The organism is Congregibacter litoralis KT71, from assembly GCF_000153125.2.
Classification (GTDB): Bacteria; Pseudomonadota; Gammaproteobacteria; order Pseudomonadales; family Halieaceae; genus Congregibacter; species Congregibacter litoralis.
This window is the reverse complement of the sequence record NZ_CM002299.1, coordinates 3,800,809-3,827,037: the sequence shown is the minus strand read 5'-3', so window position 1 is coordinate 3,827,037 and position 26,229 is coordinate 3,800,809. Positions and strand designations below refer to the sequence as shown.

Sequence of the window (26,229 nt, the reverse complement as noted above, 5' to 3'; positions counted from 1 at the left end):
CGACCGGGGCATGGGCTCCGGTCGTTTTATATTGAATTGGAGATAAATTGTGAACCCAGTTACTAAAACCTTTCAGTATGGCGGCCATACCGTCACGCTGGAAACAGGCCGTATTGCCCGTCAGGCGACCGGCGCAGTTCTTGTTACCGTAGAAAATACCAGTGTTCTGGTGACCGTTGTTGCCGAGAAAACCGCCCGCGAAGGCCGGGACTTTTTCCCTCTGGCCGTGCACTACATCGAGAAAGCCTACTCCGTGGGTAAAATCCCCGGTGGTTTTTTCAAGCGCGAAGCCCGTCCCAGTGAGAAAGAGACGCTGACTTCACGGCTGATTGATCGTCCGATTCGTCCCCTGTTTGCCGATGGTTTCATGAATGAAGTGCAGGTCATCTGCACCGTGATGTCTGCCGACAAGCACATCGATCCCGATATTCCCGCCATGATCGGCACCTCCGCCGCGCTGGCCATTTCCGGTTGCCCCTTCAATGGGCCCATCGGTGCCGCACGCGTTGGCTTTAATGAGTCTGAAGGTTACATCCTGAACCCGACCTATGATCAGCTTCCGAACAGCAAGTTGGAGATGGTTGTTGCCGGTACGCAGGATGCCGTGCTCATGGTGGAGTCCCAGGCAGATCAGCTGACAGAAGATCAGATGCTGGGCGCGGTTCTGTTCGCCCATCAGGAAATGCAGGTGGTGATCAAGGCGGTACAGGAACTCGCAGCCGAAGCTGGCAAGCCCAGCTGGGACTGGCAGGCACCTGCCACGGACGAGGCCCTGCTCTCTGCGGTTACGGACAAGGTCAAGGGTGACCTGGGTGAGGCTTACCGCATCACCGATAAAGCAGAGCGCTACGCGCGCGTTGGCGAGATTCGCGATGCCTGTGTGGCCGAGCTGGCCACGGAAGACGGTCCCAGTGCCGATCTGGTGAAGGACTACTTCAAGAAAGTCGAAAAGGCCCTGGTGCGAAATCGCATCATTGCCGGTGAGCCGCGTATCGACGGTCGGGATACCCGCACGGTGCGTCAAATTGCCTGTGAGGTCGATATTCTGTCCAAGGCGCACGGTTCCGCCCTGTTTACCCGTGGTGAGACTCAGGCCATTGGCGCGGTTACCCTGGGTTCGACCCGTGATGCGCAGATTATCGATGCGCTGGAAGGCGAGCGTCGCGACCCCTTCATGCTGCATTACAACTTTCCTCCCTATTCCGTGGGCGAAGCCGGACGTGTGGGCTTTACCAGCCGTCGGGAAATTGGTCACGGTCGCCTGGCCCGTCGTGGTCTTGCGGCGGTGCTGCCGGATCTTGAGGAGTTTCCCTACACGATTCGCGTTGTGTCGGAGATTACGGAATCCAACGGCTCCAGCTCCATGGCGTCTGTTTGCGTGGGATCCCTGGCCATGATGACGGCCGGTGTGCCCCTCAAGGCGCCCGTTGCCGGGATCGCCATGGGCCTGGTGAAAGAAGGCAATCAGTTTGCAGTTCTCACGGATATTCTCGGTGACGAGGATCATCTTGGCGACATGGATTTCAAGGTTGCCGGTACTGCCAACGGTGTTACCGCGCTGCAGATGGATATCAAGATCGAAGGTATCACCGAGCAGATCATGGAGATTGCTCTGGAGCAGGCCATGCAGGCCCGTTTGCATATCCTGGGTCAGATGAACGCAGTGCTTGATGCGCCGCGGGAAGTGACTTCAGAGAATGCGCCGAGCATGGTGACCCTGAAGGTGGATGCGGACAAGATCCGTGACATCATCGGCAAGGGTGGCGCGATGATTCGGTCCATTACCGAGCAATCGGGTGCGACCGTCGATATTGAAGACGATGGCACGGTGCGTGTCTTTGGTCAGGATCAGGCGTCCCGGGATAAAGCCGTAGCACTGATCGAAGAGATCACGGCCGAGGCGGAAGTCGGTGCGATTTACACCGGTAAGGTCGAGCGAATCGTCGACTTTGGTGCCTTCGTGAACATCCTCCCGGGTAAGGATGGACTGCTGCACATTTCGCAGATTGCCAACGAGCGGGTCGAGAATGTGTCAGATCACCTGAAAGAAGGCGAGGAAGTTCGCGTTAAGGTTCTGGATGTGGATCAGCGCGGTCGTATCAAGCTGTCTATCAAGGAGCTTCTTGAAGACGAAGCGCCTGCGGAGTCTGCCGGCGACGAGTAAAACTGTCGTTCAGGCGATGGTAAAAGGGCGCTTCGGCGCCCTTTTTCTTGCCCGGTGTTTTATAGTTCCTATCCCTTATTCATGACTTTCCGACGTTGTTAGCGATGCGACTATCCCTGTGCATGATCGTCAAGGACGAGGCCTTCTTTATTGAGGAGTGTCTCGCCGCCGCCGCACCTCACGTGGATGAGATCGTCGTAGTGGACACCGGGTCCACCGACGGCACCCGCGACATTGCTGCGCGCTATGCGGATACCCTGCTGGACTTTGAATGGATTGAAAACTTCTCTGCCGCGCGCAATGCGGGTCTCGCCGCTGCGACGGGAGACTGGATCCTGGTGCTCGATGCCGATGAGCGCATCGCCGCCGAGGACTATCCCAGGCTTAGAGAGGCCATGGCAACCACAGCGTTTGACGGTTTCTATCTGACCACCCGTAATTACACGTCTAACACTACGCGGAGTGATTTTATTTTAGCGACGCCGGACGACTCTATGTCTCGTGGCTATGCCGGCTATGCTCTTCACCCGATAATGAAGCTTTTCCGAGCCCGGGACGATATCCGTTATGAGGGAGGTGTTCATGAAATCGTCGATGGCTCGATTGTGGATTCACGGCGCGGGACCCTCGACGCCATCATTCATCATTATGGCGAAGCTAACCCCGAAAGGCCTAAAAAGGATCGAGCTCTCCGCTACCTCTCTATGATGGAAAACGAGCCGTACTTTAAGGAAGACGGTCGCTTGCTTTCCATGGCGGGTTCAGCAGCTATGTACTTTGCAGAGGATTACGCCAAGGCTAACCGTTATCTTCGGCGCGCCGCAGAGCTGGGTTATGAGCCGTCACGCAGTCTTGAGGGTGCCGCCGAGGCCGCTTATCGGCATGGTAACTATGGCGAAGCCCAGGACCTGTACCGGCGTCTCTACGATGACGGGCAGCGCACGACTTCCCTCTGCCTCAACCTTGCCAATTTGGCGGTACGCAGTGGTGATAAACCCAGAGCCGCGAGTTTATTGGAAGAGTGTCTGGCCCTCGGGGGTATGGGGCCTCAGACCGATGAGACAATCCGACGAAACATCGAGTTTCTCAAGAACTAGCGGCCGACGGTGAAACCCCCGGATCCCGGCGGGTCCTACCGTGCTCTTTTTACGTCCAGCCTGCTATGTCTAGCCCGCGCGGTTTTTTATCAGCTCATCCACAACGCCGGGATCAGCGAGCGTGGACGTGTCCCCAAGGCTGTCCAATTCATTCTCGGCAATCTTGCGCAGGATACGCCGCATGATTTTGCCCGAACGGGTTTTGGGGAGCCCCGGCGCCCACTGAATGACGTCTGGCTTGGCAATGGGGCCTATTTCTTCCACACACAGCTGAATCAGTTCCGCTTTGAGCGCATCGGTGGTCTCAACACCTTCCATAGGTGTCACGTAGCAGTAAATTCCCTGTCCCTTGATGTCATGGGGAAAGCCCACGACCGCGGCCTCGGCGATACTGTCATGTAGTACCACGGCACTTTCTACCTCCGCCGTACCCATGCGATGTCCTGAAACATTAAGTACGTCATCTACGCGTCCGGTAATCCAGTAGTAGCCATCTTCATCTCGGGTGGCACCGTCACCGGTGAAGTAGTAGCCGGGATAGTTGGAAAAATAGGTGTCTACCATGCGCTGGTGGTCGCCGTAGACTGAACGTATCTGGCTGGGCCAGGAGGATTTGATGGCCAGATAGCCGGATCCGACGCCTTCTATTTCACTGCCGTCCTCCGCCAGTAATACGGGCTCAACACCAAAGAACGGCACCGATGCAGCGCCCCCTTTCATGGGGGTCGCACCGGGCAGGGGGGTGATCATATGGGCCCCGGTTTCCGTCTGCCACCAGGTGTCGACAATAGGGCAGCGTTCGTCTCCCACAACATGAAAGTACCATTCCCAGGCTTCGGGATTGATGGGTTCTCCCACGGTACCGAGGATGCGCAGACTGCTTCGCGATGAACGCGTCACATAAGCGTCGCCTTTACCCTGGAGCGCCCGGATCGCCGTGGGCGCCGTATAAAAAATAGAGACCTGATGCTTGTCCACGACATCCCAGCAACGACCCGCATCAGGGTAAGTCGGTACGCCCTCAAACATCAGCGTCGTTGCGCCATTGGCCAGGGGGCCATAGACGATGTAGGAGTGCCCCGTAACCCAGCCCACGTCTGCCGTGCACCAGTAAACCTCGCCTTCGCGATAATCGAACACGTATTTAAAACTCATGCTCGCCTGGAGGAGATAGCCCGCCGTGGTGTGAAGTACGCCCTTGGGTTTGCCCGTGGAGCCCGAGGTGTAGAGTATGAATAGTGGATCTTCGGCATCCATGGACTCGGGTTCGCAGTCCGTGCTTTGCTCTGCGGTGATGTCGTCGTAGTACACATCGCGACCCTCATCCATAGGCACCTCTGCTCCTGTGCGTCGCACCACAATGCAGGTGCTCACGCTGGTGCAGTCGACGAGGCTCTTGTCGACATTGACCTTGAGGGGCACGGTCTTTCCACCGCGGAGTCCTTCGTCGCTGGTGATGACCGCAGAGCACTCGGCGGACTGAATACGGTCTTTCAGGGCCTCGGGGGAGAAACCGCCGAACACGATGGTGTGTACCGCGCCGATTCGGGTGCAGGCCAGCATGGCGATAGCGGCTTCGGGCACCATGGGCATATACAGGCAGACGCGATCGCCCTTGCCCACACCACGGGCACGGAGGGCGTTCGCTAAACGGCAGGTCTCGTCCTTGAGTTCTGCATAGGTGATTGCCCGACTGTCCTCGGGGTTGTCACCCTCCCAGATTATCGCTGTCTGATCCGCCCGCGCCGGGAGATGACGGTCGATGCAGTTGACGCTGACGTTGAGTTTGCCGCCAGCGAACCAACTGGCGTCGCCTTTCACAAAGTCGAAGGAGCATACGGAGTCCCAGGGCTTATCCCAGGTCAGGAACTCTGTGGCCATGTCCGCGAAGAAGCCGTCGCGATCGCTCAGGGAGCGCTCATACATGGCCTTGTAGTCTGCGGGTTGAATGTGCGCGTCTTCAAAACCCGCGGGGATGGGATGCGTAGGGAAATGGTGAGACATGATGGGCCCCTCGTTAATCATTATTCGTTGTATTGAATGAGCCATCGATTCTAGACCCACGGCGCAGGGAGACAAGCCTACGTTAGTCTAAGTCGGCAGCTGTGGTTTTAGATTTGAAGGACGAGGAGTCGGGCAACACAGGCCCGAGGGCTGAACGGCTCTGCTTGCTTATGGGCGCAGGGCGCCCGGGCCGTGACGTCAGCAGTCAGGGGGTCGCGAGCATGCCCCAGTCAGATACGGGGTTTAAGGTCAGTCGCACATTGTCGATGAGCCGGGTGCCGCCGAGACGGGCCGCAGCGAGGATCGCAATCTCCTCGGTGTTTTCTCCCACGGCCTGGAGGGTGCGGGCGTCGCGGATCGCGAAATAGTCCGGGACAAAGCCGGCCTGCAGCAATTGCATGCGCGCATGGGATTCGATCTGAAGGAAATTATCGAAGCCGCAGGCGATGGCATCCCTACAGTCCAAAAGCGTTTTATGCAGCAAAGGCGCTATGCTGCGTTGAGACAGGCTGAGATAGCCATTGCGGGAGCTCAGGGCGAGCCCGTCATCCGCACGCACCGTAGGCACCCCTACGATGTCGACGGGCATGCACAGGTCCTCAACCATTTTTCGGATGATGGACAGCTGCTGAAAGTCTTTTTCTCCGAAAAGAGCGACCTGGGGCTGAACCATATTAAAGAGCTTGCTGACCACGGTGGCGACGCCGTCAAAGTGTCCCGGACGGTTACTACCGCAAAGGGTTTCGGAGAGATCCGGCACCCGGACCACGGTCTGCGCGCTCAGGCCATCGGGATAAACATCCTCGTCTGAGGGAACAAAGAGATAATTGACCCCTTCGGCAAAGAGCTTTTCACGGTCTGCACTCAAGGTCCTGGGGTAGGCGTCGAGGTCCTCATTGACACCGAACTGCATGGGATTGACAAATATGCTGACCACCACAATATCACCAAGCTGCCTCGCGCGGCGCACCAGTTCCAGGTGTCCCTCATGGAGATTGCCCATGGTGGGCACAAAGGCGATGCTTTCCTGGGAAAGGCGGTGACGCTGCAGCGCGTGCTGCAGTCCTGTCTTGCTGTCTACTATCAGCATTGTGTTACCCCGCTTGCGGTCAGGGTGGGCTCGTTAGAGCGTCGTCCATATCGACTAGATGTCGATAAGGAACAGCCGCTCTCTGCCCGGGTTATGGCGGGTTTTCCCGCTCAGGGGGGCCGAGTATGCAGCTTTCCCAGGGGGTGGGCAAGCGTTCAGAGTCGCCGTTGTGAGCTCCCTTTTGTTACTAAAAGAAGCGCAAAGTGTAACTTTTGGTTATGTTGAACGGGCGCCTGACCGCCCGGTAAAAGGCGTGATGTAAACGCTATGTGTAGCTGTGTTCCTCGCGGGGGTAGCTACCATCTTTGACGGATGTTACGAACGCCTTGAGCGCATCCTGGACATTGCCAGCGCCGGCCATGAAGTTCTCTACAAAGCGGGGCTGGTGATCCGACAGGCCCAGTAGATCATGCATGACCAGAACCTGCGCATCGGTACCGGCGCCGGCACCAATACCGATGACCGGGATATCGAGCTTTGCCGAGATGTCGCTCGCCAGCTCCGCCGGGATGCACTCCAGCACCAGGAGGCTCGCCCCGGCGTCCTGAATCTCGACGGCGTCGGCAAGAATAGACTTTGCTTCCTTGGGTGTTCGGCCCTGCACACGATAACCACCGAAGGCATTTACAGACTGGGGGGTGAGGCCCAGGTGAGCGCAGACCGGGATGCCCCGTTCGACTAGAGCGCTAATGGTATCGCTGAGCCAGACACCGCCCTCCATCTTTACCATCTGAGCCCCCGCCTGCATAAGCCGCGTGGCGTTGGTCATGGCCTGGGTGCTGTCGCTGTAGGTCATAAACGGCAGGTCGGCGATGACCAGAGAGTGGGGCGCAGCGCGGTTCACGGAGCGCGTGTGGTATTCCATATCCTGAATGGTCACGGGGATCGTGCTGTCGTGTCCCTGAAGCACCATGCCCAGAGAGTCTCCCACGAGAATGGTCTCTGCACCGGCCTCGCTGACCAGGCGCGCAAAGGTCGCATCATAAGCCGTGATACACACAAACTTTTCGCCTGCGGCCTTCATCTTGTCGAGAGTACTGATGGTTACTTTCTTAGCCATAAACTACAAATTTGCTCCGAAACGGGAAGCTCGTAAATCAAAAGCGCCTGGGGCGAGCCAAAAAGGGCCTGCGGCTGGCCGAAAAGCGCCTGGGGCGAGCCAAAAAACGCCTGCGGCTACCCGAAAAGCGCCTGCGGCTACCCGAAAAACGCCTGCGGCTACCCAAAAAACGCCTGCCGCTACCCGAAAAAAGTCGGGTTGAAATAGTGGCGACCGCTACGAATATCCAGCAGATAATCCACCAGCTGCAGATAATCGCTATCACCCTGCGCCAGATCGATCATGCTCGCATTGACGATCAGCAGAGGCGCGCCATCGTAGTACAGAAAAAATTCGCTGTACACTTCGTTCAATTGCTCCAGATAGCGGCTATCGATGCTTTTTTCGTGCCCGATTCCGCGGTTTTCGATACGTTCGAGGAGTACGTCCGTGGGTGCCTGAAGGTAGATCACCAGGTCGGGCCGTGGGGCGTCGATTGTCAGTTTCTGATAGACCTTTTCGTAGAGTTCGAACTCGTCGCTATCGAGGTTGATGCGGGCAAATAGCGGGTCTTTCTCTATGAGAAAGTCGGCTACGCGCACGGGCGAAAAGAGCTCCGACTGCCGGAGTTCCTGCATTTTCTGCGCCCGTTGAAACAGAAAAAACAGCTGCGTCGCAAGCGCTGCCTCACTCCGGTTGCGGTAAAAACGCTCCAGGAACGGGTTCTGCTCCGCATCCTCCAATAGGATCTCGTGATTGAAGGTTTCCGCCAGGCGCCGTGTGAGGGTGGTTTTTCCCACGCCGATGGGGCCTTCCACCGCAATATAGGCGGGGGGCTTACGTCCCCGGAGATCCAGAGTGGTCATGCGCTGAGGGCCTTGGATGCCAGGGGCGACCACGGGAGATTGCTGTCCCGTAAGTTTGATTCCGGGCATCGCTTCAGGCACGCCGCGAGGGTCGGTCCGCCCTGAAACTGCCAGTGCTCGCTGACAATGTCCGCCAGCGGGCGCAGCACAAAATTACGTTCAAAGAGTCCCGGGTGTGGCAGGGTCAGGCGCTCGCTTTGCAGGGTGATTGTGCCGTAGATCAACAGATCCAGATCCAGGGTTCTGGGTCCCCAGCGCTCCCTGCGCACTCTGCCGGCTTTATCCTCCAGGGACTGCAGCTCGTCGAGGAGTTCGAGGGGCTTCAGCGCCGTGTCGAGGCCGATAACAGCATTGAGGTAATCGGGTTGGTCCTGAGGTCCCATGGGTGCTGATCGGTAGATCGATGATCGGCCTGTGAGCTGCGTGGCTCTGAGCTGTCCCAGGTCCTGTGCAGCCCGGATCAGAGTCGCATGACTCTCGCCAAGATTGGCGCCCAGCCCGACGAAGCACGCTGTCACGCGGGAGGTGCCGGGCGTCGGCGTCCGCCCCGGCGACGGCGGCGCGGCGGGCGGCGATCGTCGGGCGAGTCCACGATCTCGATGGGGCCGTGTTCCTCCTGAAGGCGTGTCCAGATTGCCCCCAGCCCGGAGCAGTCCTCGCCCGCTTGCTCCCGGAGCAACAGAAAATCGTAGGCAGCGCGAAAACGGCGTTTACTCATGAGCTCTATGGCGCGCTTGCCCTCGGTGCGAGGCAGGCGAAGCTGCATCTCCCAGATCTCGCGCATGGGCATGCTGAAGCGACGGGGAATCGCGATGCGCTGGCAGGCCTGGGCGACGATCTCCTGTCCCGCACCGTGCATGGCGGGCACGGGCTTCTCTCCCTGATTTTCCAGCTGCTGTCGGCGTTCACAGACCGCGGGCCACAGCACAGCGGCCAGAATGAAGGCGGGAGTTACCGGTTTCTCCTGGCGAATACGCTGATCCGTATTACCCATAGCGGCGTCAAGGAGGCGATCGTAAAAACCGTCGCTGTCGGCCAGGCGGGCACTATCGGGAAACAGATGTTCAAAGCATCGGTATTCCCGCAGCAGGCGCAAAGTTGCCTGGGCGTTGCCCGTGAGAAACAGCTTGCCGAACTCATCAAAGAGTCGCGCGGGCGGTATGTCATCCAGCAGTGCAGCGAGCCTGGGAATAGCCGCGCCGCTGGACTTCTCTACGTTGAATCCCAGCTTTGCGGCAAAGCGCAGGCAGCGGAGCATGCGTACGGGATCTTCGCGGTAGCGCGTTGCGGGATCACCAATAACCCGCACCTGTCTTGCCTCCAGGTCGTCGAGGCCGCCTACCTGGTCAAAAACCTCGAAGCTGCCACTGTCGTAATACAGTGCATTGACCGTCAGATCACGGCGAACTGCGTCTTCTTCCAGGGTCCCGAACACATTGTCCCGAAGGAGCAGGCCCCGGGAGGAGCGTTTGGCGCCGGTGGTAGCTTCGGTGTCATCATGATGGCCACGGAATGTTGTGACTTCGATAACTTCCCGGCCAAAGCGCACATGTACGATGCGAAAGCGTCGGCCGATAATGCGGGAGTTGCCGAACAGAGCGTGCACTTCTTCCGGCGTGGCATCCGTGGCGATATCGAAGTCTTTGGGGTGCCCCCCCAGGAGGAGGTCGCGAACTGCGCCGCCGACCAGATATGCCTGGTGCTCCTTATCCCTGAGCCTTGCCATGACTTTTAAAGCACCGGGGCTGATGTCTTTGCGGGAGACGCAATGTTGATCTCTGGGTATGACGTTCAAGCGTTGATGTCTTCTCTTCGTGTCGCCAATAATGCAGAGAGCGGGCCTCGGGACCTGCCAGTCTGCAACCTTTAAAAAAACGGGGTCACCGGGGGGTTCCAGGGCCGTTTCAGGAAGCCCGCATGGTAGCACAGGGTGCCATAAAGTCAGGCTTGGAGGCGCTTGCGGGAGGCCTCTACCATGGCTTGTCTGAGGAATGTGCAGGAACTTGTAGGTAGGGTGCGCGAGTGTCTGGTGATAGAAGCGCTTCGGCGGGTTTTGGTAAAGCGCTGCGGCGTGTCTCTATAAAAGGCTGCGGCGGGTCTTTGTAAGAGGCTCTGGCGTGTCGTAGTAAAGCGCCGCGGCGTGTCCTAGTTAAAAGCATTCGCCAGAACGAACGAGGGGGAAGTTAAAAACTTCCCCCTTCCAGGTTCACTAAACCAATTATTATTATTGCGGTGCGCATTATTTTTATTTTTGTCCGCAGAAGTAAAAGCAGGCTTTGTGCCATACTTTTTTATTCTATATATTTCAGTGGCTTAGGCTTTTTAAGCTCTGCTGATGTCGGGCTGCTTTGCCTGGTTTGTTACTAATGTCTACTGTTACCGCGGGTATCAGTGGGGGAGGGTAACGGTCAACCCGCCGCCTTTCGAGGGCGACTTCCGCCGGCCTTTTTCCGTGGTATTTCAAAACGCTGGCGGCGCTCCCACAGGCATTTACGACTGATGCCCAGTTTCTGCGCCAGTTCTGTTTCGCTCATGGAGTCCTGGTGCTCGATCACAAACCGCTGGAAGTAGTCCTCCAGGGACAGATCTTCCACGGGGTCACTGTTGCGGGGTTGCCTTTTATTGGCACCGCTGTTCATCCGGTCGCCGCGGAGACGGTTGATGTTCACCAGTTCCAGGTCAATCCCCAGGGCTTCGTTATCGATTTCCGTGCCGTCCGTGAGAATGACCGCCCGCTCGATGGCGTGTTCCATTTCCCGGACGTTGCCCGGCCATTGGTAAGTAGTGATCGCCTGTATGGCCCGAGGTGACAGGGTCATGGTGCCGCGTTTGGCCCGGGCCGCCTGTTTCTCCAGGAGCCGTTCGGCAAGAAACAGAATGTCCTTGCCGCGCTCTCGGAGAGGCGGGAGCTTGAGCCGCAACACGTTGATTCGATAAAAGAGATCCTGTCGAAAGCTGCCTTCCGAGGCCAGCGTTTGCAGGTCCCGGTGCGTGGCGCAGATCAGACGCACATTCACCTTACGCGAATGCACCGAGCCTATGCGCCGAATTTCCCCTTCCTGAATAAAGCGCAGGAGCCTCGCCTGGGCTTCCATGGGCAGCTCACCGATTTCGTCGAGAAACAGGGTGCCACCGTCGGCCGCCTCTATGAGTCCCATGCGATTAGTGTTGGCGCCGGTGAAAGCACCCTTCTCGTAGCCAAAGAGCTCCGACTCGATCAGTGTCTCGGGAATAGCGGCACAGTTGACGGAGATCAGGGTTTGCTCTGCTCGCCGGCTCAAAGCGTGAATTTCCCGGGCGACAAGTTCCTTGCCGGTTCCCGTTTCTCCCAGCACCAGGACCGTGGAGTCTGTAGGTGCGAATTTTCCTACGTGCTCGGCGAGGGCCTGCATGGCGTCGCACTCGCCGATGATCATCGTCGGATTATTATCCTGAGCGGCGGATGACGGCGTGGCCTCGGTTTTTTCGCTTTTCGTTGCTTTTTTCCCCTTGGGGGCTTTGTGCTGTGCGTGCTTGTCTATGACGCGCTGCACCGCCTGCAACATGTCAGCGTGGTCAAAGGGCTTGGCGATGTAATCCACAGCGCCCATGCGCATGGAATCCACGGCGGAGCGAAGGCTCGCATAGCTGGTCATGATCAAGACGGGAGTAGAGCCGGCAAGGGCGATGAGGTCCGTGCCCGGGGAGCCGGGCAGACGGAGATCACTGATGATCAGGTCGTAACTGGCAAGGGAGTAGTCGCTTTGCGCCTCGGCCACTGACCCTGCTTCATCCAGTATGTAGCCGTGTCTCTCCAGCAATCGGCGCAAGGCCGCGCGGATGACTGACTCGTCTTCGACGATCAGTATCTTTTGCATTGATCAGGGATTCCTCTTTGCGCTGCGGGGCATTCTAGCATTCTCAGCGTATCTGTCTTTCTTCCCATGGATTCCTCAGGCAAAGCCCTGGCCGTATTCCGCAGAAAACAGCAGGACACGGGCTCTTACCCCCCGCCCCGGCGTGATCGGTGAGGGGCTCGCGAGGCTGACGCTGCCTCCCATGTCTTCCAGCATACGTCGTACCAGAGCCAGGCCCAGGCCCGTGCCCTCGCCGACATCCTTGGTGGTGTAGAAGGGCTCGAAAACCTGTGAAATCACCTCCGTCGAGATGGCCGGGCCGGGGTTATCAATCGTGATGGTCGTGGTTTCCCCGTCTTGTCCCGCGTCGATAATCACGGGCCCTTCGTTGGCAGCAGCACTGCGGGCGTTATCCAGGAGGTTGAGAAACACCTGCAGAAGTAACTGGCTGTCGCCGCGAACCAGCAGTTCGCGATCCGTCTTGTTGATGAACTCCCCCGGGGGAACATCCATATCAAGATTGAGAAGATGAGCGGCCTCATCGATGCAGTCAGCCAGATTACAGGGCACGGAATCTGCCTCGCGGACACTGCTGCCGGGGTGCGACAACTGCATGAGGGCGTTGACGGTTCGTGTAATCCGATCCGTCTGTTTCAGGATTTCCAGGGTGCCGGTTTCCAGCTCTACGGGATCGGCACTGTCGGCGAGATTCTGGGCGATGCAGGCTATGCCGGTGACGGGGTTGCCGATCTCATGGGCGACGCCGGCGGCGAGGCGTCCGATGGATGCCAGGCGCTCGTTGTGCAGCAGTTCATCCTGTAGTCGCTGGTAGTCGGTGATGTTTTCCACCAGGATCTGGCGTCGTCTTCCGGGTAGTTGCAGAGGGCTGCTGTGAATAATCACCCAGCGTTCTCCGCCATTATCGTCGTAGCCCAGGGATTGCTTGATGACCGTACCCTGGGGGTCTACGAGGGCGTCGCTCAGTGCCTCGGGCCAGGGGCTTGGCAGGCTGGCGATCTTTACGCCTAGGGCCGCCTCCGCGGCAATGCCGCTGAGGCTCGCCATCTCGCGGTTCCAGCGCAGAACACGGTTATCGCCATTGACGACGCAAAGGCCCGTGGGTAGCTCTTCAAAGGTCTGTTGGTATTCCCGGCGCTGGCGATATAACAGTATCAGCGTTACAGCTAGCGCCAGGGCAGGTATCGCGAAGTAGAGAAGGTCCATGGGTACTGGCAAAAGCGTTGGCAGCGTTCGCTGGGGCTCATCCGTGAGGGGAAAGGGTCGCTTATGCTACGGACATGCGTATCAGTGGTAAACCAGTACTTCCTTGGCAGCCCTGGCCAGAGCCCTGGGATCCCAGTCCGCCGTAGCTTGCACAAGCAGTTCGTCCACCGTGGCTGCGGGACTGTCGGCACAGGGCTGACGAAGGAGGCGCAGGGCATCGCGAAGGTTGTTCAGGGCCCGCTTATCATCTATCGCCGGCGCGCCTGCCTGTTTACTGAGCTTTGTGCCCCGGTGGTCACAGACAATAGGGAGATGCGCGTAGTCGGGCCGGGGGCTATGAAGGAGGGTCAGGAGTTCAAGCTGTGCAAAGGTCTGGGGCAGGAGGTCCGCGCCGCGAACTACGTGGGTAACGCCTTGCCTGGCATCATCCACCACAACGGCCAGGGCATAGGCGTAGAGCCCGTCTTTCCGTCGCAGCACCAGATCGCCGGATTCCCCCGGGGGCGCCTGGGTGCCGAGGATCTGGTCTTCAAAGCCCATACTCTCATCAAGCTGAATGCGCAGCGCCGTAGGGTCGTCTGGCCCGGGCTTACAGCGCCGGAGACAGCTTCCTCCCGGGCCGAGCGTCGCCCGGGTGCAGGAGCAAGGGAAAAGTCGGCCGCTGGCTTTGAGTGTGTTGAGGGCTTCGGCGTAGGCATCCAGACGCGTGGACTGAAACAGCACGCTCTCATCCCAGTGGAGTCCGTGGGCTTCCAGGGATCGCAGGATACTGTCGGATGCGCCGGGGACTTCCCGTGGTGGGTCGATATCCTCAATGCGAAGGAGCCAAAGGCCGGACGCCGAGCGCGCATGGAGGTAACTGGCGAGGGCCGTAAGCAATGAGCCCATATGCAATGGGCCCGTCGGGGAGGGTGCAAAGCGGCCCCGGTACTGAGGCTTGGCAGCCATCATCCGGGGCCCTGCGTCGGGCTTAGCCCAGTTCCTGCCTTTCTTTGATCTCGTCGAGGGTTTTGCAATCGATACACAGGGACGCGGTGGGGCGCGCCTCGAGTCGCTTGATACCAATTTCCACGCCGCAGGCGTCGCAGAAGCCGTAATCGTCCTGTTCGATGCGTTCGATCGTCGAATCGATTTTCTTGATCAATTTCCGCTCCCGGTCGCGGGTTCGCAGTTCCAGGCTGAACTCCTCTTCCTGCGTCGCGCGATCGGCGGGATCAGGAAAATTGGCTGCCTCGTCCTTCATGTGGGTGACGGTGCGGTCCACTTCTTCCATGAGCTCGGCTTTCCAGCGCTTGAGGATCAGCTTGAAATGCTCGCGCTGCGGCTCGTTCATGTACTCTTCGCCGCGCTTGGGCTTGTAGGGCTCAAAATTGCGGAACTCTACGCCGCTACTGGCTTTTTTCCGGGCGCTGGTCTTCTTCGCGGGCGCTGCCTTGGCTTTGGTCGCAGCCTTTTTCTTAGGCGCGGCTTTTTTCGCGGTTTTGCTTGGTGCTTTAGCTGCTGCTTTTGTTGGCGTTTTCGTCGGCGTTTTTGTGGGCGTTTTTGTGGGCGTTTTTGTGGGCATAGTGGAGTTCCAACTATCTTACTCTGACTGCCGTGCGAGACATTTCCGCAGGGCGCATTTCGAAGCGCCGAGAAGCTACCAGAATTGCGCCCCGCACACCAGAAAAAAACGCTATTGACGAATCATTATTCGTCCGGCGCTCAATCGAGGTAAATCTGTCCGGCGGCGATGGTAAATGCAACGGGCGTCAGGGATTCGCCCATGCAGGGGCCCCCTACACATTCTCCGGTCTGGACGAGAAACTCTGCGCCATGACGCTGACAGTGGATAAGATCACCGCTGTCATCACTGAGGGATCCGCCGAGGGGGTCCAGCGTCTCCCGGGTGTGGGGACAATTGTTCTCAAAGAGGAAAAACTCATCCCGGCGCTTCACCAGTATCAGGGATCGGCCCTCCAGCGTTACACTCTGGCTGCTGTTATCCGTCATCTCTTCAACCGGAGAATTTGTTTCGGGGTCATTCATGGTTCAGAAATCTTCTTGTCACCGTCGAGATGGCGCAGTAAGCCATTGGTCCCAAAGTAAAGGCAAGTCTGTAGCCGGTGCGGGCCTTTGAGCCTGTCAACTCTTCAAAGGCAGCTTCTGGGTCTCGACGAGGACGCACTGCGCGCTCGCGGCCGACACAAACTCCAGCCCGCTGTCTGGGATGCCTGGGTGCGTCTCACGTCAGCGGCCGCCGAGGCTGGATTCAAACTGCAGATTGCCAGCGCTTATCGCTCCTATGAAAGGCAGCGCTCAATCTGGAACGGCAAATTAGCGGGCGAGCGCCCGGTGCTGGATGACCGCGATCATGCCATTGATATCAGGACTCTGAGCGATGCGGATTGCCTGCGCTGTGTGCTGCGGTTTTCTGCCATCCCCGGCGCCAGCCGTCATCACTGGGGTACGGATCTGGACGTTTATGATGAAGCCGCTGTGGCAGAGGACTATCAGGTCCAGCTGAGCGCTGCCGAGGTCTCGGAGACGGGCCCCTTCGGTGCCCTGCATGCCTGGCTGGATCAGCGCATTGCCCAGGGCCGGAGTTTTGGGTTTTACCGACCTTACGACCGGGATCGCGGCGGTGTGGCTCCTGAGCGCTGGCATTTAAGCTACGCACCCCTGGCCTCGGACTGCGAGGCTGCGGTCGATGCGTCCTTGCTGCGAACCCTCTGGCGGGACGACACTGTGGGTGGGCTTCTTGCGAGGGAAGCGTTGGAGGGGGAACTGGAATCGCTGTTTGAGCGTTTTGTGACGCGGGTGGCTGAGCCCCCCGCAGCCGCGCTTGCCTATCTGCCACCGGACTGATCGCCGGCGGCAGATACTGCACTTACTCCTTGGCCTGTTCGTGAAGATCCTGGAAGTGATTCCAGTAGTCTTTTTCCGCGGCAGCAATCACCTGCATTGCTTCCTCGCGACCATAGACATGATCCACCTTGATGTTGAGTTCCTTGCCCGGGACGAGCTTGTAAGTGGAGAAGTAGTGCTGAAGGCGCTCAATCTTGATTTGTGGCAGATCCGAAATATCCTGCACATCGCCCCAGATATTGTCACCGTCGAGCACGGCAATGATTTTGTCGTCCGCCTCGCCGTCATCAATCATCTGAATACCGCCAACCACGCGTGCGTTCAGCACGATGTCTGAGCGGTTGATGTGACGTTCGGAATACACGCAGATATCCAGGGGGTCGCCATCGGCTTCCTCTACACCGGGGCAGCGCTTGGCTACTTCTTCCGCGCAGTAGGTGCGGGGAATAAAGCCGTAGAGTGCCGGGGGGCTGGACGTTGTACGCTGGGGACGATCCACCATCAAAAAGCCTGAGGCCTTGTCCAGTTCGTACTTGACCACGTCCGTGGGCAGCATTTCGACATAGACCTGTACTACGCCTTCTTCGGCGCCGTCCATCTGCGTGTGAAGGCCGTGCCAGGGGTGTCGGCGCCAGCGGTTGAACTTTTCGTTGCGATACATAGGGGCTCCTTCGTGGTTCACGGCGCGCGGGGCTGCGTCTGGACCGTGGTGAATCCGGTGTTTCAATGTGTGCTGCAAAATCGGGGCGCGATTGTAACCCCTAGCCGGGATGCCTGCGAGACGTTAGTGCTGACTCTGTGACGGGGTCGAAGGAACCCCTCAGGCGACCTTGAAGCGTTTTCGCAGCTTCCGGGGCACCAGTTCATTCTTCATGCGTACATAGCGGGGTAAGCCCTGGCGATAGCTGGGGTAAGCCTCGCCCTGTATCAGCGGCTGCAGGTAGTCCCGGGCGGCGGGGGTGATCGCGAAGCCGTCGCGGCTGATAAAGTTCCGGGGCATCTTCTTTTCGACGTTGGCGACCTCGTCAAGAGGAGCCTCGCCGATGCGCCAGCTGTAGCGCTTGCCCTTGCCCCGAACGATGGCGGGCATCACCGCGGTTTTGCCGGCAACCGCCATTTTCACGGCGGCCTCACCCACGGCATAGGCCTGATCAAGATCGGTTTGTGAGGCGATGTGTCGCGCGGCGCGCTGGAGGTAGTCGGCAACGGCCCAGTGGTATTTGTAACCCAGTTCTTTTTTCACCATGGCGGCGAGGGCCGGCGCCAACCCGCCCAGTTGCGCATGTCCAAAGGCATCGCGGGTGCCCATATCGCTCAGGAAGCGGCCATCAGCGGTTTGCGCGCCCTCGGAGGCAACCACCACGCAGTATCCAAAGCGTTTGACTGATTTTTCTACCCGGGCGAGAAACTTCTTTTTGTCGAAAGCCACTTCAGGAAAAAGAATGACGTGCGGTGCGTCACCTTCCTGTTCTGCGGCGAGGCCCGAGGCGGCAGCGATCCATCCCGCATGGCGGCCCATGACTTCGAGAATGAATACCTTGGTCGAGCTTGCACACATGGACGCAACGTCCAGGGCGGCTTCCCGCGTGGAGATCGCCACGTATTTGGCGACGGAGCCAAAACCGGGGCTGTTGTCCGTGTGGGGCAGATCGTTATCAATGGTCTTGGGGACATGAATTGCCTGCAGGGGGTATCCCAGGGATTCGCCGAGCTGCGATACCTTGAGACAGGTATCGGCAGAATCGCCGCCGCCGTTGTAAAAAAAATAACGGATGTTGTGCGCCCGAAACACATCGATCAACCGCTCATACTCAGCGCGGTTTTTTTCCAGAGACTTGAGCTTGTGGCGGCAGGAGCCAAACGCGCCCGAAGGAGTCTGGAGCAGCCCACGAATCGCTGCCTTGCTCTCTTTGCTGGTGTCGATGAGCTCTTCCTGCAGGGCGCCGATGATGCCATTGCGACCCGCATAGACCTTGGCAATAACATCACGATGCTCCCGGGCGGTCTCGATGACGCCGCAGGCAGAGGCATTAATGACAGATGTGACGCCCCCGGATTGGGCGTAGAAGGCGTTAGCTTTGGAGCTCAAGACAGCGTTCCTCAGGGAGCGTGAATCCAAGGTCCGCATCATACGGGAAGCGGGCCGCGCTGTGCACCGCGGGGCAGGGCCATAGTGTGATGCCGTGCTAGACTTTCGGTCTTTTTTTGCGGAGATCGGCTGTGCAACAGCATCTGCACATTCTTGGCATATGCGGCACCTTTATGGGCGGGCTGGCCCTCATTGCCCGGGAGCTGGGGTGGGAGGTCAGCGGCTGCGATGCCAACGTCTATCCGCCCATGAGCGATCAGCTGGCGGCGGCGGGCATTACGCTCCACGAGGGCTTTGACCCACAGCATCTCCCTGACGACGCGCTCATCGTGGTGGGTAATGCCCTGTCCCGGGGTAATCCGGCGGTAGAGGCAGTGCTGGATCGGGGGCTGCCCTATCTGTCTGGACCCCAATGGCTCGCCGAGGCCGTGCTGGCCGATCGCTGGGTGCTTGCAGTATCGGGCACCCACGGCAAGACAACGGCCAGCAGTATGCTTGCCTGGATTCTCGAAGATGCGGGACTGGCGCCGGGTTTTCTTATCGGTGGTGTGCCCCTTAATTTTGGTGTGTCCGCCCGTCTGGGCGATGGCAACTTTTTTGTTATTGAAGCGGACGAATACGACACAGCCTTTTTTGATAAGCGTGCCAAATTTGTTCACTACCGTCCGCGTACTCTGGTGGTGAATAACCTGGAATTTGACCACGCCGATATTTACCCCGATCTGGCGGCCATACAGCGGCAGTTTCATCACTTGATTCGCTGCATCCCCGGCACCGGCCGGGTGTTTACCCCTGCAGGGATACCGGCGGTGGAGGAGATGCTGGAACTGGGCTGCTGGACGCCGCGAGAGACCCTGTCGGTAAGCGGTGGCAACGCCGATTGGGAGGCGTCCCTGGATGATCCCGGCGCCTCGCACTGGGCCCTCGCTGCGCCAGGGGGCGAGCGCCTGTCCGTAAGCTGGGGGCAGCGAGGTGCGCACAACGTTGCCAATGCTCTGGGCGCCTGCGCGGCGGCGCGTCATGTAGGTGTCACGCCGGCCCACGCGGTGGAGGCCCTGGAACGTTTCGCCGGTGTCCGGCGACGACTCGAGCTGCGCGGCGAAGTGGGCGGTGTTCGGGTCTACGATGACTTTGCCCATCACCCCACGGCCATTGCCAGCACCCTTCGCGCCATGAAAGGCGCTGCGGGGCGGCAAAGAGTGCTGGCTGTTATCGAACCGCGATCCAATACCATGCGTATGGGTGATCACCGGGCGGCTTTGGCGCCGTCGACCGTCGATGCCGACGCCGTGTTCTGGTACCAGCCCAGGGCCCTGGGCTGGTCCCTGGATGATGTTCTGGCGAAGAGTGAGGTGCCGGCGACGATCAGCGAGGATATAGACGAGCTGATTGCGCGCGTCGTCAGTGAATCTCTGCCCGGTGATGATGTCCTAGTGATGAGTAACGGTGCCTTTGGCGGCATCCACGAGCGCCTGCTGTCAGCATTGGCAGATGCGCCGCAGTTGGCGTCCTAGCTAAGGACTGCGAGTACAGCAGCTGGCACAGTAGAGAGCAAGTAAGTAAGCACACGGATAAACGCGAAGGCCCATACACAGGCAGGCGCAGTCAGGAATTACGGGAGTAAATGTATGTTGGCCTTTTACGAGCAGTTAGTGCTGCGGCGTCCCGTCGCGGTGCTCGGTCTGCTCGCGGTGTTGCTCTTTCTGGCGCTGCTGCAATTCCCCAAGATCCGCATTGATGCCTCCGCCGACTCGCTGCTACTCCAGGGTGATCCCGCGCTGGAGTATTTCCGGGAGGTGGGCAGGCGTTACAGCAGTGAGGAGTTTATTGTCATCACCTGGCGCCCCGACGCGCCGCTGCTCTCTGATGCATCCCTGCAGCCCCTGTCCGCCATGGCCGATGAGCTGCGTAAATTGGATGGTGTGTCGTCCGTGGTGACGGTTCTGGATGTTCCCCTGCTGCAAAGTCCGCCCGTGGGCCTCTCCCAGGTGACCTCGGGGGATCCCCTGCCGTCCCTCAGAGATCCCGAGATTGATCGGGAGCAGGCGCTCAAGGAATTTACCCAAAGCCCGCTCTACAGCAACTTACTGGTTGGCGAGGCCGGCGATGTGACGGCCATTCAGGTCAATCTCGAGCGCGTCGATGGCGATGCCGCGCTGATGCGTGAGCGGGAAGAGCTTCGCCAGTCTCAGCGCGAGGGGAGTCTGACGTCAGAGGCTGAAGCGCGTCTGGCCGCGGTGGAAGCTGCGGTCAAGCGTCGCAATGCCGAGCAGCTCAGCCAGCAAAGTAATCTGGTGGCTGGTGTGCGGGAGGTGGTGCAGGGCTATCGCGATCACGCGGGAATCTTTGTCGGCGGCGTCCCCATGATTGCCGCCGATATGGTGAGTTTTGTTCGCAATGACCTCCTGCGCTTTGGTAGCGCGATTCTCGCGGTGATGGTGCTGGTGCTGGCGCTGATCTTCCGGCGCGTCAAATGGGTGGTCATTCCTCTCCTGAGCTGTACCGTGGGCGTGGCCTACACCCTTGGTATCCTGGGTTTTCTCGATTGGCGCATGACGGTGATTTCCTCCAACGTGGTGGCGGTGCTGCTCATCGTGGGCCTCGCGATCGCCATACATCTGGTGGTGCGCTATCGCGAACTCCACGGGGACGATCCCGACGCCCCGCTCTACGACCGGGTGCGCGACACCATGCGGCTCATGGCGGTGCCCTGCGTGTACACCGGCGTGACCACGATGGTGGCCTTTGTGTCGCTGGTGGTGTCGGGCATCCAGCCCGTCATCGATTTTGGCTGGATGATGACTCTGGGCATCTGCGTAGCCCTGATGGTGTCCTTTAGTTTGGTCCCGGCGCTTATGCTCCTGTGGGGTCGGGATCCCAAACCCGTGCCCGGTGACGAGAGCGCCCCCTTCACCCTGCGATTTGCCGCGATTGCGGATCGTCATGGCTCCCTGGTGCTCTGGGGCAGCGTCGCTCTGAGCGTTTTTGTGGTGCTGGGCGTGCTGCGCCTCCAGGTTGAGAATCGTTTCATCGATTATTTTAAAGAGAGCACGGAAATCTATCAGGGCATGGAGCTGCTGGACGCCCGGCTCGGGGGCACTATTCCCCTGGATATTATTGTGGCGGCGCCCGATAGCTCCGCACCGCTGCCGGGACTGGAGAACACATCGACGGCCCCTGCGACGCCGGTCGCCGCGGACGATCCTTTTGCCGATGAGTTCGATGACCCCTTTGCGGGGGATTCCCTTGCCTCATCAGCCGACGATGATCTCCTCGCTGACGGCGGTTTTTCTGACGATCCCTTCGCAGATGATGCCTTTGTCGACGGTGATGATTTTCTGGGATCCGATGGTGACGATGTCTTTGCCGGCGGTGGCGCAGGGGCGAGTGTCGATCCTGGTTTCTGGTTCAGTTTGGAGGGCATGCGCCTCGTTGATCGCCTTCAGGGGATCGTAGATGCCTACAACGAGACCGGTAAGGTGCAGTCCCTGTCCACGACCTTTGAATTGTTCCGTCAGCTTCTCGGGGACGACATGGGCAGCGTGGAACTGGCCCTGGCGCGCAACGCCCTGTCCCAGGACATCTCCCGGCAATTGGTAGAGCCTTATTTCAACGCGGAACGGGATGAGGCGCGCATCACCGTCAGAGTCAAAGAGACCAGCGAGGATTTGCGACGGGCGGCGTTTCTGCGGGATCTGGATCGCGCCTTTCAGGAGGAAGGTGGACTCGACGCGGGGCAGGTGCAGTTCACAGGCATGCTGGTGATGTACAACAACGTGCTGCAAAGTCTCTTTGCGTCGCAAATACTGACCCTTGGCGCGGTGTTCGCCGTGATCCTTGTGATGTTCTGGATTCTCTTTCGGTCCTTCTCCCTGGCACTTATTGCTTTGGCGCCCAATCTTCTGGCGGCGGGGATGGTGCTGGGAATTATGGGCTTTGCCGGTATCCCCCTGGATATCATGACCATAACCATTGCCGCCATCGTGGTGGGTATTGGCGTGGATAACTGCATCCATTACGTCTATCGCTTCAAGCGGGAGTTCCCCGAGGATCGTGATTATCTGGCGACCATGTACCGCTGCCACGGCAGCATCGGACGGGCCATGTACTACACCACCCTGACCCTGGTGGTGGGCTTTAGCACGCTCACCTTGTCGAACTTTAATCCCAGCCTCTACTTTGGGGTCCTGACCGTGATTGCCATGACTGCGGCCGTCGTAGGTGCTCTTTTGCTCCTGCCGCGATTGATTTTGCTGTTCAAGCCTCTGGGTGCGCCGTCATGACTGAGATTGCGTTTTTTCCCCTGTCCGCGGTGCTTGTGCCCTACGGTCGCATGCCCCTACAGATCTTTGAGCAGCGCTATCTTGATCTGGTGAAGTCGTCCATGCGCAGCGGCGAGGGTTTTGGCATGGTCCGCATCGAGCGGGGCGTCGAAGTCGGGTCCGCGCGTCTTCCGGAGCTTGCGAGCATCGGTACCATCGCCTCCATCGTCGATTGGGATCAGCTGGACAACGGTTTGCTAGGCGTAACCGTGGAAGGCGGGCAGCGTTTTCGGCCCCGGGAGTTCTGGCGGGAAGACAACGGCCTGATTCGCGGCGAGGTGGACCTGCTCCCGCCGTTGGAACCTGCGGCCATGATTGATGCCTGGGAGCCCATGCGCACGGTGCTTCAGGGTCTCGAGGCCCACCCCCACGTGCAGCGAATCGGCATGCCCGTGGATTTGTCGGACGCCTGGCAGGTCGCCTACAGCCTGGTGCAGTTGCTCCCCCTGGAGGAAGATCTCAAGGTGGAATTGCTATCTCTTACGGTGATTGAAGAGCTCATGCGTGAGCTGGATCTGCTCCTCAACGCTCTCAGCGGCGAGGCTTAGAGGCAGAGGATTACTCCTCCGTCGCGGTCGGGCTACCGGGCATCCAGCCGCCCAGTTTCTGCCAGGTGTTCACGATTCCACAAAAGAGCTCCGCGGTGCGCTCAGCATCGTAGGCCGCCGAGTGGGCCTGTTCGTTGTCAAAGGGGATACCCGCTTCGTAGCAGCTTTTGGCCAATACCGTTTGTCCGTAGGCGAGACCCGAGAGCGTCGCCGTATCGAAGTGAGAGAAGGGGTGAAAAGGATTGCGCTTGATTTCGCAGCGCTCTACCGCTGCGTTTAAGAAGCCCGCATCAAAATGGGCGTTATGGCCCACGAGGATGGCCCGGGTGCATTCCTGATCGCGGATTTCCCGGCGGATGATCTGAAACAGCTCTCCCAGGGCTTCTTTTTCTGCCAGGGCTTCCCGAAAAGGATGCCAGGGATCGATGCCCGTAAAGTCCAGCGCTGACTGCTCAATATTGGCGCCTTCGAAGGGCGCCACGTTAAAGCTGTGGGTTTCATGCACCGCAATCTGCCCCGTGTCGTCCATACGCACCACGGTTGCCGCGATTTCCAGAATGGCGTCCGTGGACGAGGAAAACCCGCCGGTCTCCATATCGACAATGACGGGCAAAAATCCGCGAAAGCGCGATTTCATGCTCATGCCTCAGGCCGCTCCCGCATCAAGGACCTGCCAGCGCAGGGTTTCGCCTGCGCGCAGGGGCACCATGCGGCTGTCTCCCAGGGGAATGCTCCCGGGTACCTCCCAGGCGACGCGGCGGAGGGTTACGGTGTCTTCGTTGCGCGGTCGTGCATAGAAATCCGGTCCCCGGAGGGAGGCGAAGTCCTCGAGGCGCTCGAGGGCGTTCATCTCTTCGAACACTTCGGCATACAGCTCCAGGGAGGCATGCGCCGTGTAGACGCCGGCACAGCCGCAGGCACTCTCCTTGGCTTCCTGTTCGTGGGGCGCAGAATCCGTTCCCAGAAAAAAACTGCGGTCCGTGCCGGTTGCGGCTTCACGCAGGGCTTCCTGATGTTGCCGCCGCTTGAGTATAGGTAGGCAGTAGTAGTGGGGTTTGATGCCCCCTACGAGCATATCGTTACGGTTGAGGAGCAGGTGATGCGCGGTGATCGTCGCGGCCACCTTCGAACCCGCCCCTTTGACAAAGTCCACGGCATCGGCGGTGGTGATGTGCTCCATAACCACCCGCAGACCGGGGAAACGCTCAACGATGGGTGCCAGATGCTCGCCAATAAACGCCGCCTCGCGGTCAAAGATATCCACTTCCGCATCCGTAACCTCGCCATGAACCAGGAGAGGCAGGTCCACCTCTTCCATGGTGGCAAGCACCGGGTAGAGCGCCTCCAGGGACTTAACTCCCGCTGCGGAATTCGTCGTGGCACCCGCAGGGTACAGCTTTACGGCGGCCAGCCAGTCAATCGCGGCGGCCTCGCGAATATCTTCGGCGCTGGTGCCATCGGTGAGGTAGAGCGTCATGAGGGGGTCAAATTGCCGCGGTGCATCCTGCATGCTGCGCAATATCCGCTGCCGGTATTCGGCGGCGAGGCGCGCATTGGTCACCGGTGGGACAAGATTGGGCATGACAATGACGCGACCCATGTAGCGGGCCATGTCGGCGGAGGTTTGGGTGAGTGACGAGCCATCTCTGAGGTGGCTGTGCCAGTCGTCGGGGCGAATAAGAGTCAGGGTGTCCAAGGAGCTGAGCCGAACTGAAGAAGGATGCTGATGCTACCGCAAAGGTGCCAGTGACGACACTCTCTGTGGCGGTCGCTTCGTGCACAGAGTGCTCCGTGGCGGTAGACTTGCGCTCTTTTGCGGGTCGGGGAGCAGCATGACGAAGGTAAATAAGGTGGTTTTGGCGTACTCGGGAGGGTTGGATACCTCGGTGATTGTGCGCTGGCTGCAGGATCACTACAACTGCGAGGTGGTGACCTTTACCGCCGATATCGGGCAGGGCGAGGAGGTGGAGCCGGCGCGGGCAAAGGCCGAAGCTCTGGGGGTGAAAGAAATCTACATTGAGGATCTCCGTGAGGAGTTCGTCCGCGACTACGTTTACCCCATGTTTCGCGCCAACACCATTTACGAGGGGGAGTATCTTTTGGGCACATCAATCGCCCGGCCCCTTATCGCCAAACGTCTGGTTGATATCGCGACGGAAACCGGTGCCGATGCCATTTCCCATGGGGCGACGGGCAAGGGTAACGACCAGGTTCGCTTTGAACTCGGCGCCTACGCCCTGAAGCCGGGGATTCAGGTGATTGCTCCCTGGCGTGAGTGGGATCTCAGCTCCCGGGAATCGCTAATGGCCTATTGCCGCGAGCGGGATATTCCCGTGGATTTTGCTGCCGCTGGCAAAAAGTCCCCCTATTCCATGGACGCGAATCTGCTGCACATTTCCTACGAGGGCGGCATTCTCGAAGATCCCTGGGCGGAGGCAGAAGAGTCCATGTGGCGGTGGAGCGTCAGCCCTGAGGAAGCCCCGGACACAGCGACCTATATTGAGCTGGAATTCCGCGGCGGCGACATCGTCGCCATTGATGGTGAGGCGATGTCGCCGGCCACGGTGCTCGCAGAATTGAATCGAGTCGGTGGTGCCAATGGAGTGGGTCGCCTGGACATCGTTGAAAACCGCTACGTGGGTATGAAGTCCCGGGGTTGCTACGAGACCCCGGGCGGAACCATTATGCTCAAGGCGCACCGCGCTATCGAGTCATTGACCCTGGACCGGGAGGTGGCCCACCTGAAGGATGAGTTGATGCCGCGCTACGCCAATCTCATCTATAACGGTTACTGGTGGTCACCGGAGCGGCAGATGCTCCAGGCGGCTATCGACCAGTCCCAGGCGGTGGTCAACGGGACCGTACGTCTCAAACTGTATAAAGGCAGCGTGTCGGCGGTGGGGCGCAGCTCCGATGACAGCCTCTTTGATGAGGGTATTGCAACCTTTGAGGACGACGCCGGCGCCTACGATCAGGCGGATGCCGAGGGCTTTATCAAACTCAACGCCCTGCGTCTGAGAATCGCAGCGGGTCGTGGTCGCAGCGCCCGATAGTAGATAGTACGTACAGGGAACTGATGCGCTTCTGTGCACACATGTATTGC

The 26,229-nt window shown here is 59.2% G+C and carries 22 protein-coding genes; 7 read left to right on the top strand and 15 right to left on the bottom strand.

Features of this window, described 5'->3' with window-relative positions:
* The first annotated feature begins 49 nt into the window (after nucleotides 1-49).
* Both pnp and KT71_RS17355 read left to right on the top strand, forming a co-directional pair.
* Nucleotides 50-2,164: a polyribonucleotide nucleotidyltransferase gene (gene pnp, locus KT71_RS17360; RefSeq protein WP_008294032.1), complete on the top strand. Its 2,115-nt coding sequence runs from the start codon at nucleotides 50-52 to the stop codon at nucleotides 2,162-2,164.
* Nucleotides 2,165-2,268: 104 nt separating this feature from the next.
* Complete coding sequence (locus tag KT71_RS17355) at nucleotides 2,269-3,261, top strand: glycosyltransferase family 2 protein (RefSeq protein WP_008294033.1); 993 nt, start codon at nucleotides 2,269-2,271, stop codon at nucleotides 3,259-3,261.
* Between the two features lie 69 nt (nucleotides 3,262-3,330).
* Here the strand turns inward: KT71_RS17355 and acs are convergent, their stop codons facing one another.
* The 11 genes from acs to KT71_RS17300 all read right to left on the bottom strand — a co-directional run bounded on the left by acs (nucleotide 3,331) and on the right by KT71_RS17300 (nucleotide 15,348).
* Nucleotides 3,331-5,265: an acetate--CoA ligase gene (gene acs, locus KT71_RS17350; RefSeq protein ID WP_023660287.1), complete on the bottom strand. Its 1,935-nt coding sequence runs from the start codon at nucleotides 5,263-5,265 to the stop codon at nucleotides 3,331-3,333.
* Between the two features lie 205 nt (nucleotides 5,266-5,470).
* Entirely contained in the window at nucleotides 5,471-6,355 is an 885-nt protein-coding gene (gene panC / locus KT71_RS17345; protein WP_008294035.1) for a pantoate--beta-alanine ligase, read from the bottom strand.
* Nucleotides 6,356-6,620: 265 nt separating this feature from the next.
* Nucleotides 6,621-7,415 (bottom strand): 3-methyl-2-oxobutanoate hydroxymethyltransferase, encoded by a 795-nt coding sequence (gene panB / locus KT71_RS17340; RefSeq protein WP_008294036.1) that lies wholly within the window; start codon nucleotides 7,413-7,415, stop codon nucleotides 6,621-6,623.
* A gap of 179 nt (nucleotides 7,416-7,594) precedes the next feature.
* Complete coding sequence (locus tag KT71_RS17335) at nucleotides 7,595-8,260, bottom strand: deoxynucleoside kinase (RefSeq protein ID WP_008294037.1); 666 nt, start codon at nucleotides 8,258-8,260, stop codon at nucleotides 7,595-7,597.
* Nucleotides 8,257-8,778 (bottom strand): 2-amino-4-hydroxy-6-hydroxymethyldihydropteridine diphosphokinase, encoded by a 522-nt coding sequence (gene folK / locus KT71_RS17330; RefSeq protein ID WP_008294039.1) that lies wholly within the window; start codon nucleotides 8,776-8,778, stop codon nucleotides 8,257-8,259. The genes KT71_RS17335 and folK overlap by 4 nt, the downstream gene beginning before the upstream one ends.
* Nucleotides 8,775-10,055 carry a polynucleotide adenylyltransferase PcnB gene (gene pcnB, locus KT71_RS17325; protein ID WP_202962371.1) on the bottom strand — a complete coding sequence of 427 codons (1,281 nt, stop codon included), beginning with the start codon at nucleotides 10,053-10,055 and terminating at the stop codon, nucleotides 8,775-8,777. The genes folK and pcnB overlap by 4 nt, the downstream gene beginning before the upstream one ends.
* A gap of 613 nt (nucleotides 10,056-10,668) precedes the next feature.
* The gene (locus KT71_RS17320) at nucleotides 10,669-12,117 is read right to left on the bottom strand and encodes a sigma-54-dependent transcriptional regulator (protein WP_008294041.1); all 1,449 of its coding nucleotides are present in this window, start codon (nucleotides 12,115-12,117) and stop codon (nucleotides 10,669-10,671) included.
* Between the two features lie 75 nt (nucleotides 12,118-12,192).
* On the bottom strand, nucleotides 12,193-13,320 hold the full coding sequence (locus KT71_RS17315) for a sensor histidine kinase (protein ID WP_008294042.1): 1,128 nt from the start codon (nucleotides 13,318-13,320) through the stop codon (nucleotides 12,193-12,195).
* Between the two features lie 81 nt (nucleotides 13,321-13,401).
* The gene (gluQRS, locus tag KT71_RS17310) at nucleotides 13,402-14,271 is read right to left on the bottom strand and encodes a tRNA glutamyl-Q(34) synthetase GluQRS (protein WP_040362472.1); all 870 of its coding nucleotides are present in this window, start codon (nucleotides 14,269-14,271) and stop codon (nucleotides 13,402-13,404) included.
* A gap of 19 nt (nucleotides 14,272-14,290) precedes the next feature.
* Nucleotides 14,291-14,884 (bottom strand): RNA polymerase-binding protein DksA, encoded by a 594-nt coding sequence (gene dksA, locus KT71_RS21165; protein ID WP_008294045.1) that lies wholly within the window; start codon nucleotides 14,882-14,884, stop codon nucleotides 14,291-14,293.
* Between the two features lie 140 nt (nucleotides 14,885-15,024).
* Nucleotides 15,025-15,348, bottom strand: coding sequence for a Rieske (2Fe-2S) protein (locus KT71_RS17300; RefSeq protein WP_008294046.1), 324 nt, complete (start codon nucleotides 15,346-15,348; stop codon nucleotides 15,025-15,027).
* Nucleotides 15,349-15,435: 87 nt separating this feature from the next.
* On the opposite strand from KT71_RS17300, the gene KT71_RS17295 reads away from it, so the two are divergent.
* Nucleotides 15,436-16,167: a M15 family metallopeptidase gene (locus KT71_RS17295; protein ID WP_008294047.1), complete on the top strand. Its 732-nt coding sequence runs from the start codon at nucleotides 15,436-15,438 to the stop codon at nucleotides 16,165-16,167.
* A gap of 22 nt (nucleotides 16,168-16,189) precedes the next feature.
* Here KT71_RS17295 and KT71_RS17290 read toward each other — a convergent pair whose 3' ends face one another.
* Together KT71_RS17290 and KT71_RS17285 are read right to left on the bottom strand one after the other, a co-directional pair.
* The gene (locus KT71_RS17290) at nucleotides 16,190-16,828 is read right to left on the bottom strand and encodes an inorganic pyrophosphatase (protein WP_023660285.1); all 639 of its coding nucleotides are present in this window, start codon (nucleotides 16,826-16,828) and stop codon (nucleotides 16,190-16,192) included.
* Between the two features lie 159 nt (nucleotides 16,829-16,987).
* Nucleotides 16,988-18,298 (bottom strand): 6-phosphofructokinase, encoded by a 1,311-nt coding sequence (locus KT71_RS17285; RefSeq protein ID WP_008294049.1) that lies wholly within the window; start codon nucleotides 18,296-18,298, stop codon nucleotides 16,988-16,990.
* 89 nt (nucleotides 18,299-18,387) lie between these two features.
* On the opposite strand from KT71_RS17285, the gene mpl reads away from it, so the two are divergent.
* The 3 genes from mpl to KT71_RS17270 all read left to right on the top strand — a co-directional run bounded on the left by mpl (nucleotide 18,388) and on the right by KT71_RS17270 (nucleotide 23,126).
* Nucleotides 18,388-19,770, top strand: coding sequence for a UDP-N-acetylmuramate:L-alanyl-gamma-D-glutamyl-meso-diaminopimelate ligase (gene mpl, locus KT71_RS17280; RefSeq protein WP_008294050.1), 1,383 nt, complete (start codon nucleotides 18,388-18,390; stop codon nucleotides 19,768-19,770).
* Between the two features lie 114 nt (nucleotides 19,771-19,884).
* Nucleotides 19,885-22,539 (top strand): efflux RND transporter permease subunit, encoded by a 2,655-nt coding sequence (locus KT71_RS17275; protein WP_008294051.1) that lies wholly within the window; start codon nucleotides 19,885-19,887, stop codon nucleotides 22,537-22,539.
* The gene (locus KT71_RS17270; protein WP_008294052.1) at nucleotides 22,536-23,126 is read left to right on the top strand and encodes an LON peptidase substrate-binding domain-containing protein; all 591 of its coding nucleotides are present in this window, start codon (nucleotides 22,536-22,538) and stop codon (nucleotides 23,124-23,126) included. The genes KT71_RS17275 and KT71_RS17270 overlap by 4 nt, the downstream gene beginning before the upstream one ends.
* 10 nt (nucleotides 23,127-23,136) lie before the next feature.
* On the opposite strand, the gene rnt is transcribed toward KT71_RS17270, so the two are convergent.
* Together rnt and pyrC are read right to left on the bottom strand one after the other, a co-directional pair.
* Complete coding sequence (gene rnt, locus KT71_RS17265; RefSeq protein WP_008294053.1) at nucleotides 23,137-23,769, bottom strand: ribonuclease T; 633 nt, start codon at nucleotides 23,767-23,769, stop codon at nucleotides 23,137-23,139.
* Nucleotides 23,770-23,772: 3 nt separating this feature from the next.
* Nucleotides 23,773-24,822, bottom strand: coding sequence for a dihydroorotase (gene pyrC / locus KT71_RS17260; RefSeq protein ID WP_008294054.1), 1,050 nt, complete (start codon nucleotides 24,820-24,822; stop codon nucleotides 23,773-23,775).
* A 136-nt stretch (nucleotides 24,823-24,958) separates the two neighbouring features.
* On the opposite strand from pyrC, the gene KT71_RS17255 reads away from it, so the two are divergent.
* Nucleotides 24,959-26,179, top strand: coding sequence for an argininosuccinate synthase (locus tag KT71_RS17255; RefSeq protein WP_023660282.1), 1,221 nt, complete (start codon nucleotides 24,959-24,961; stop codon nucleotides 26,177-26,179).
* The last annotated feature ends 50 nt before the right edge of the window (nucleotides 26,180-26,229 follow it).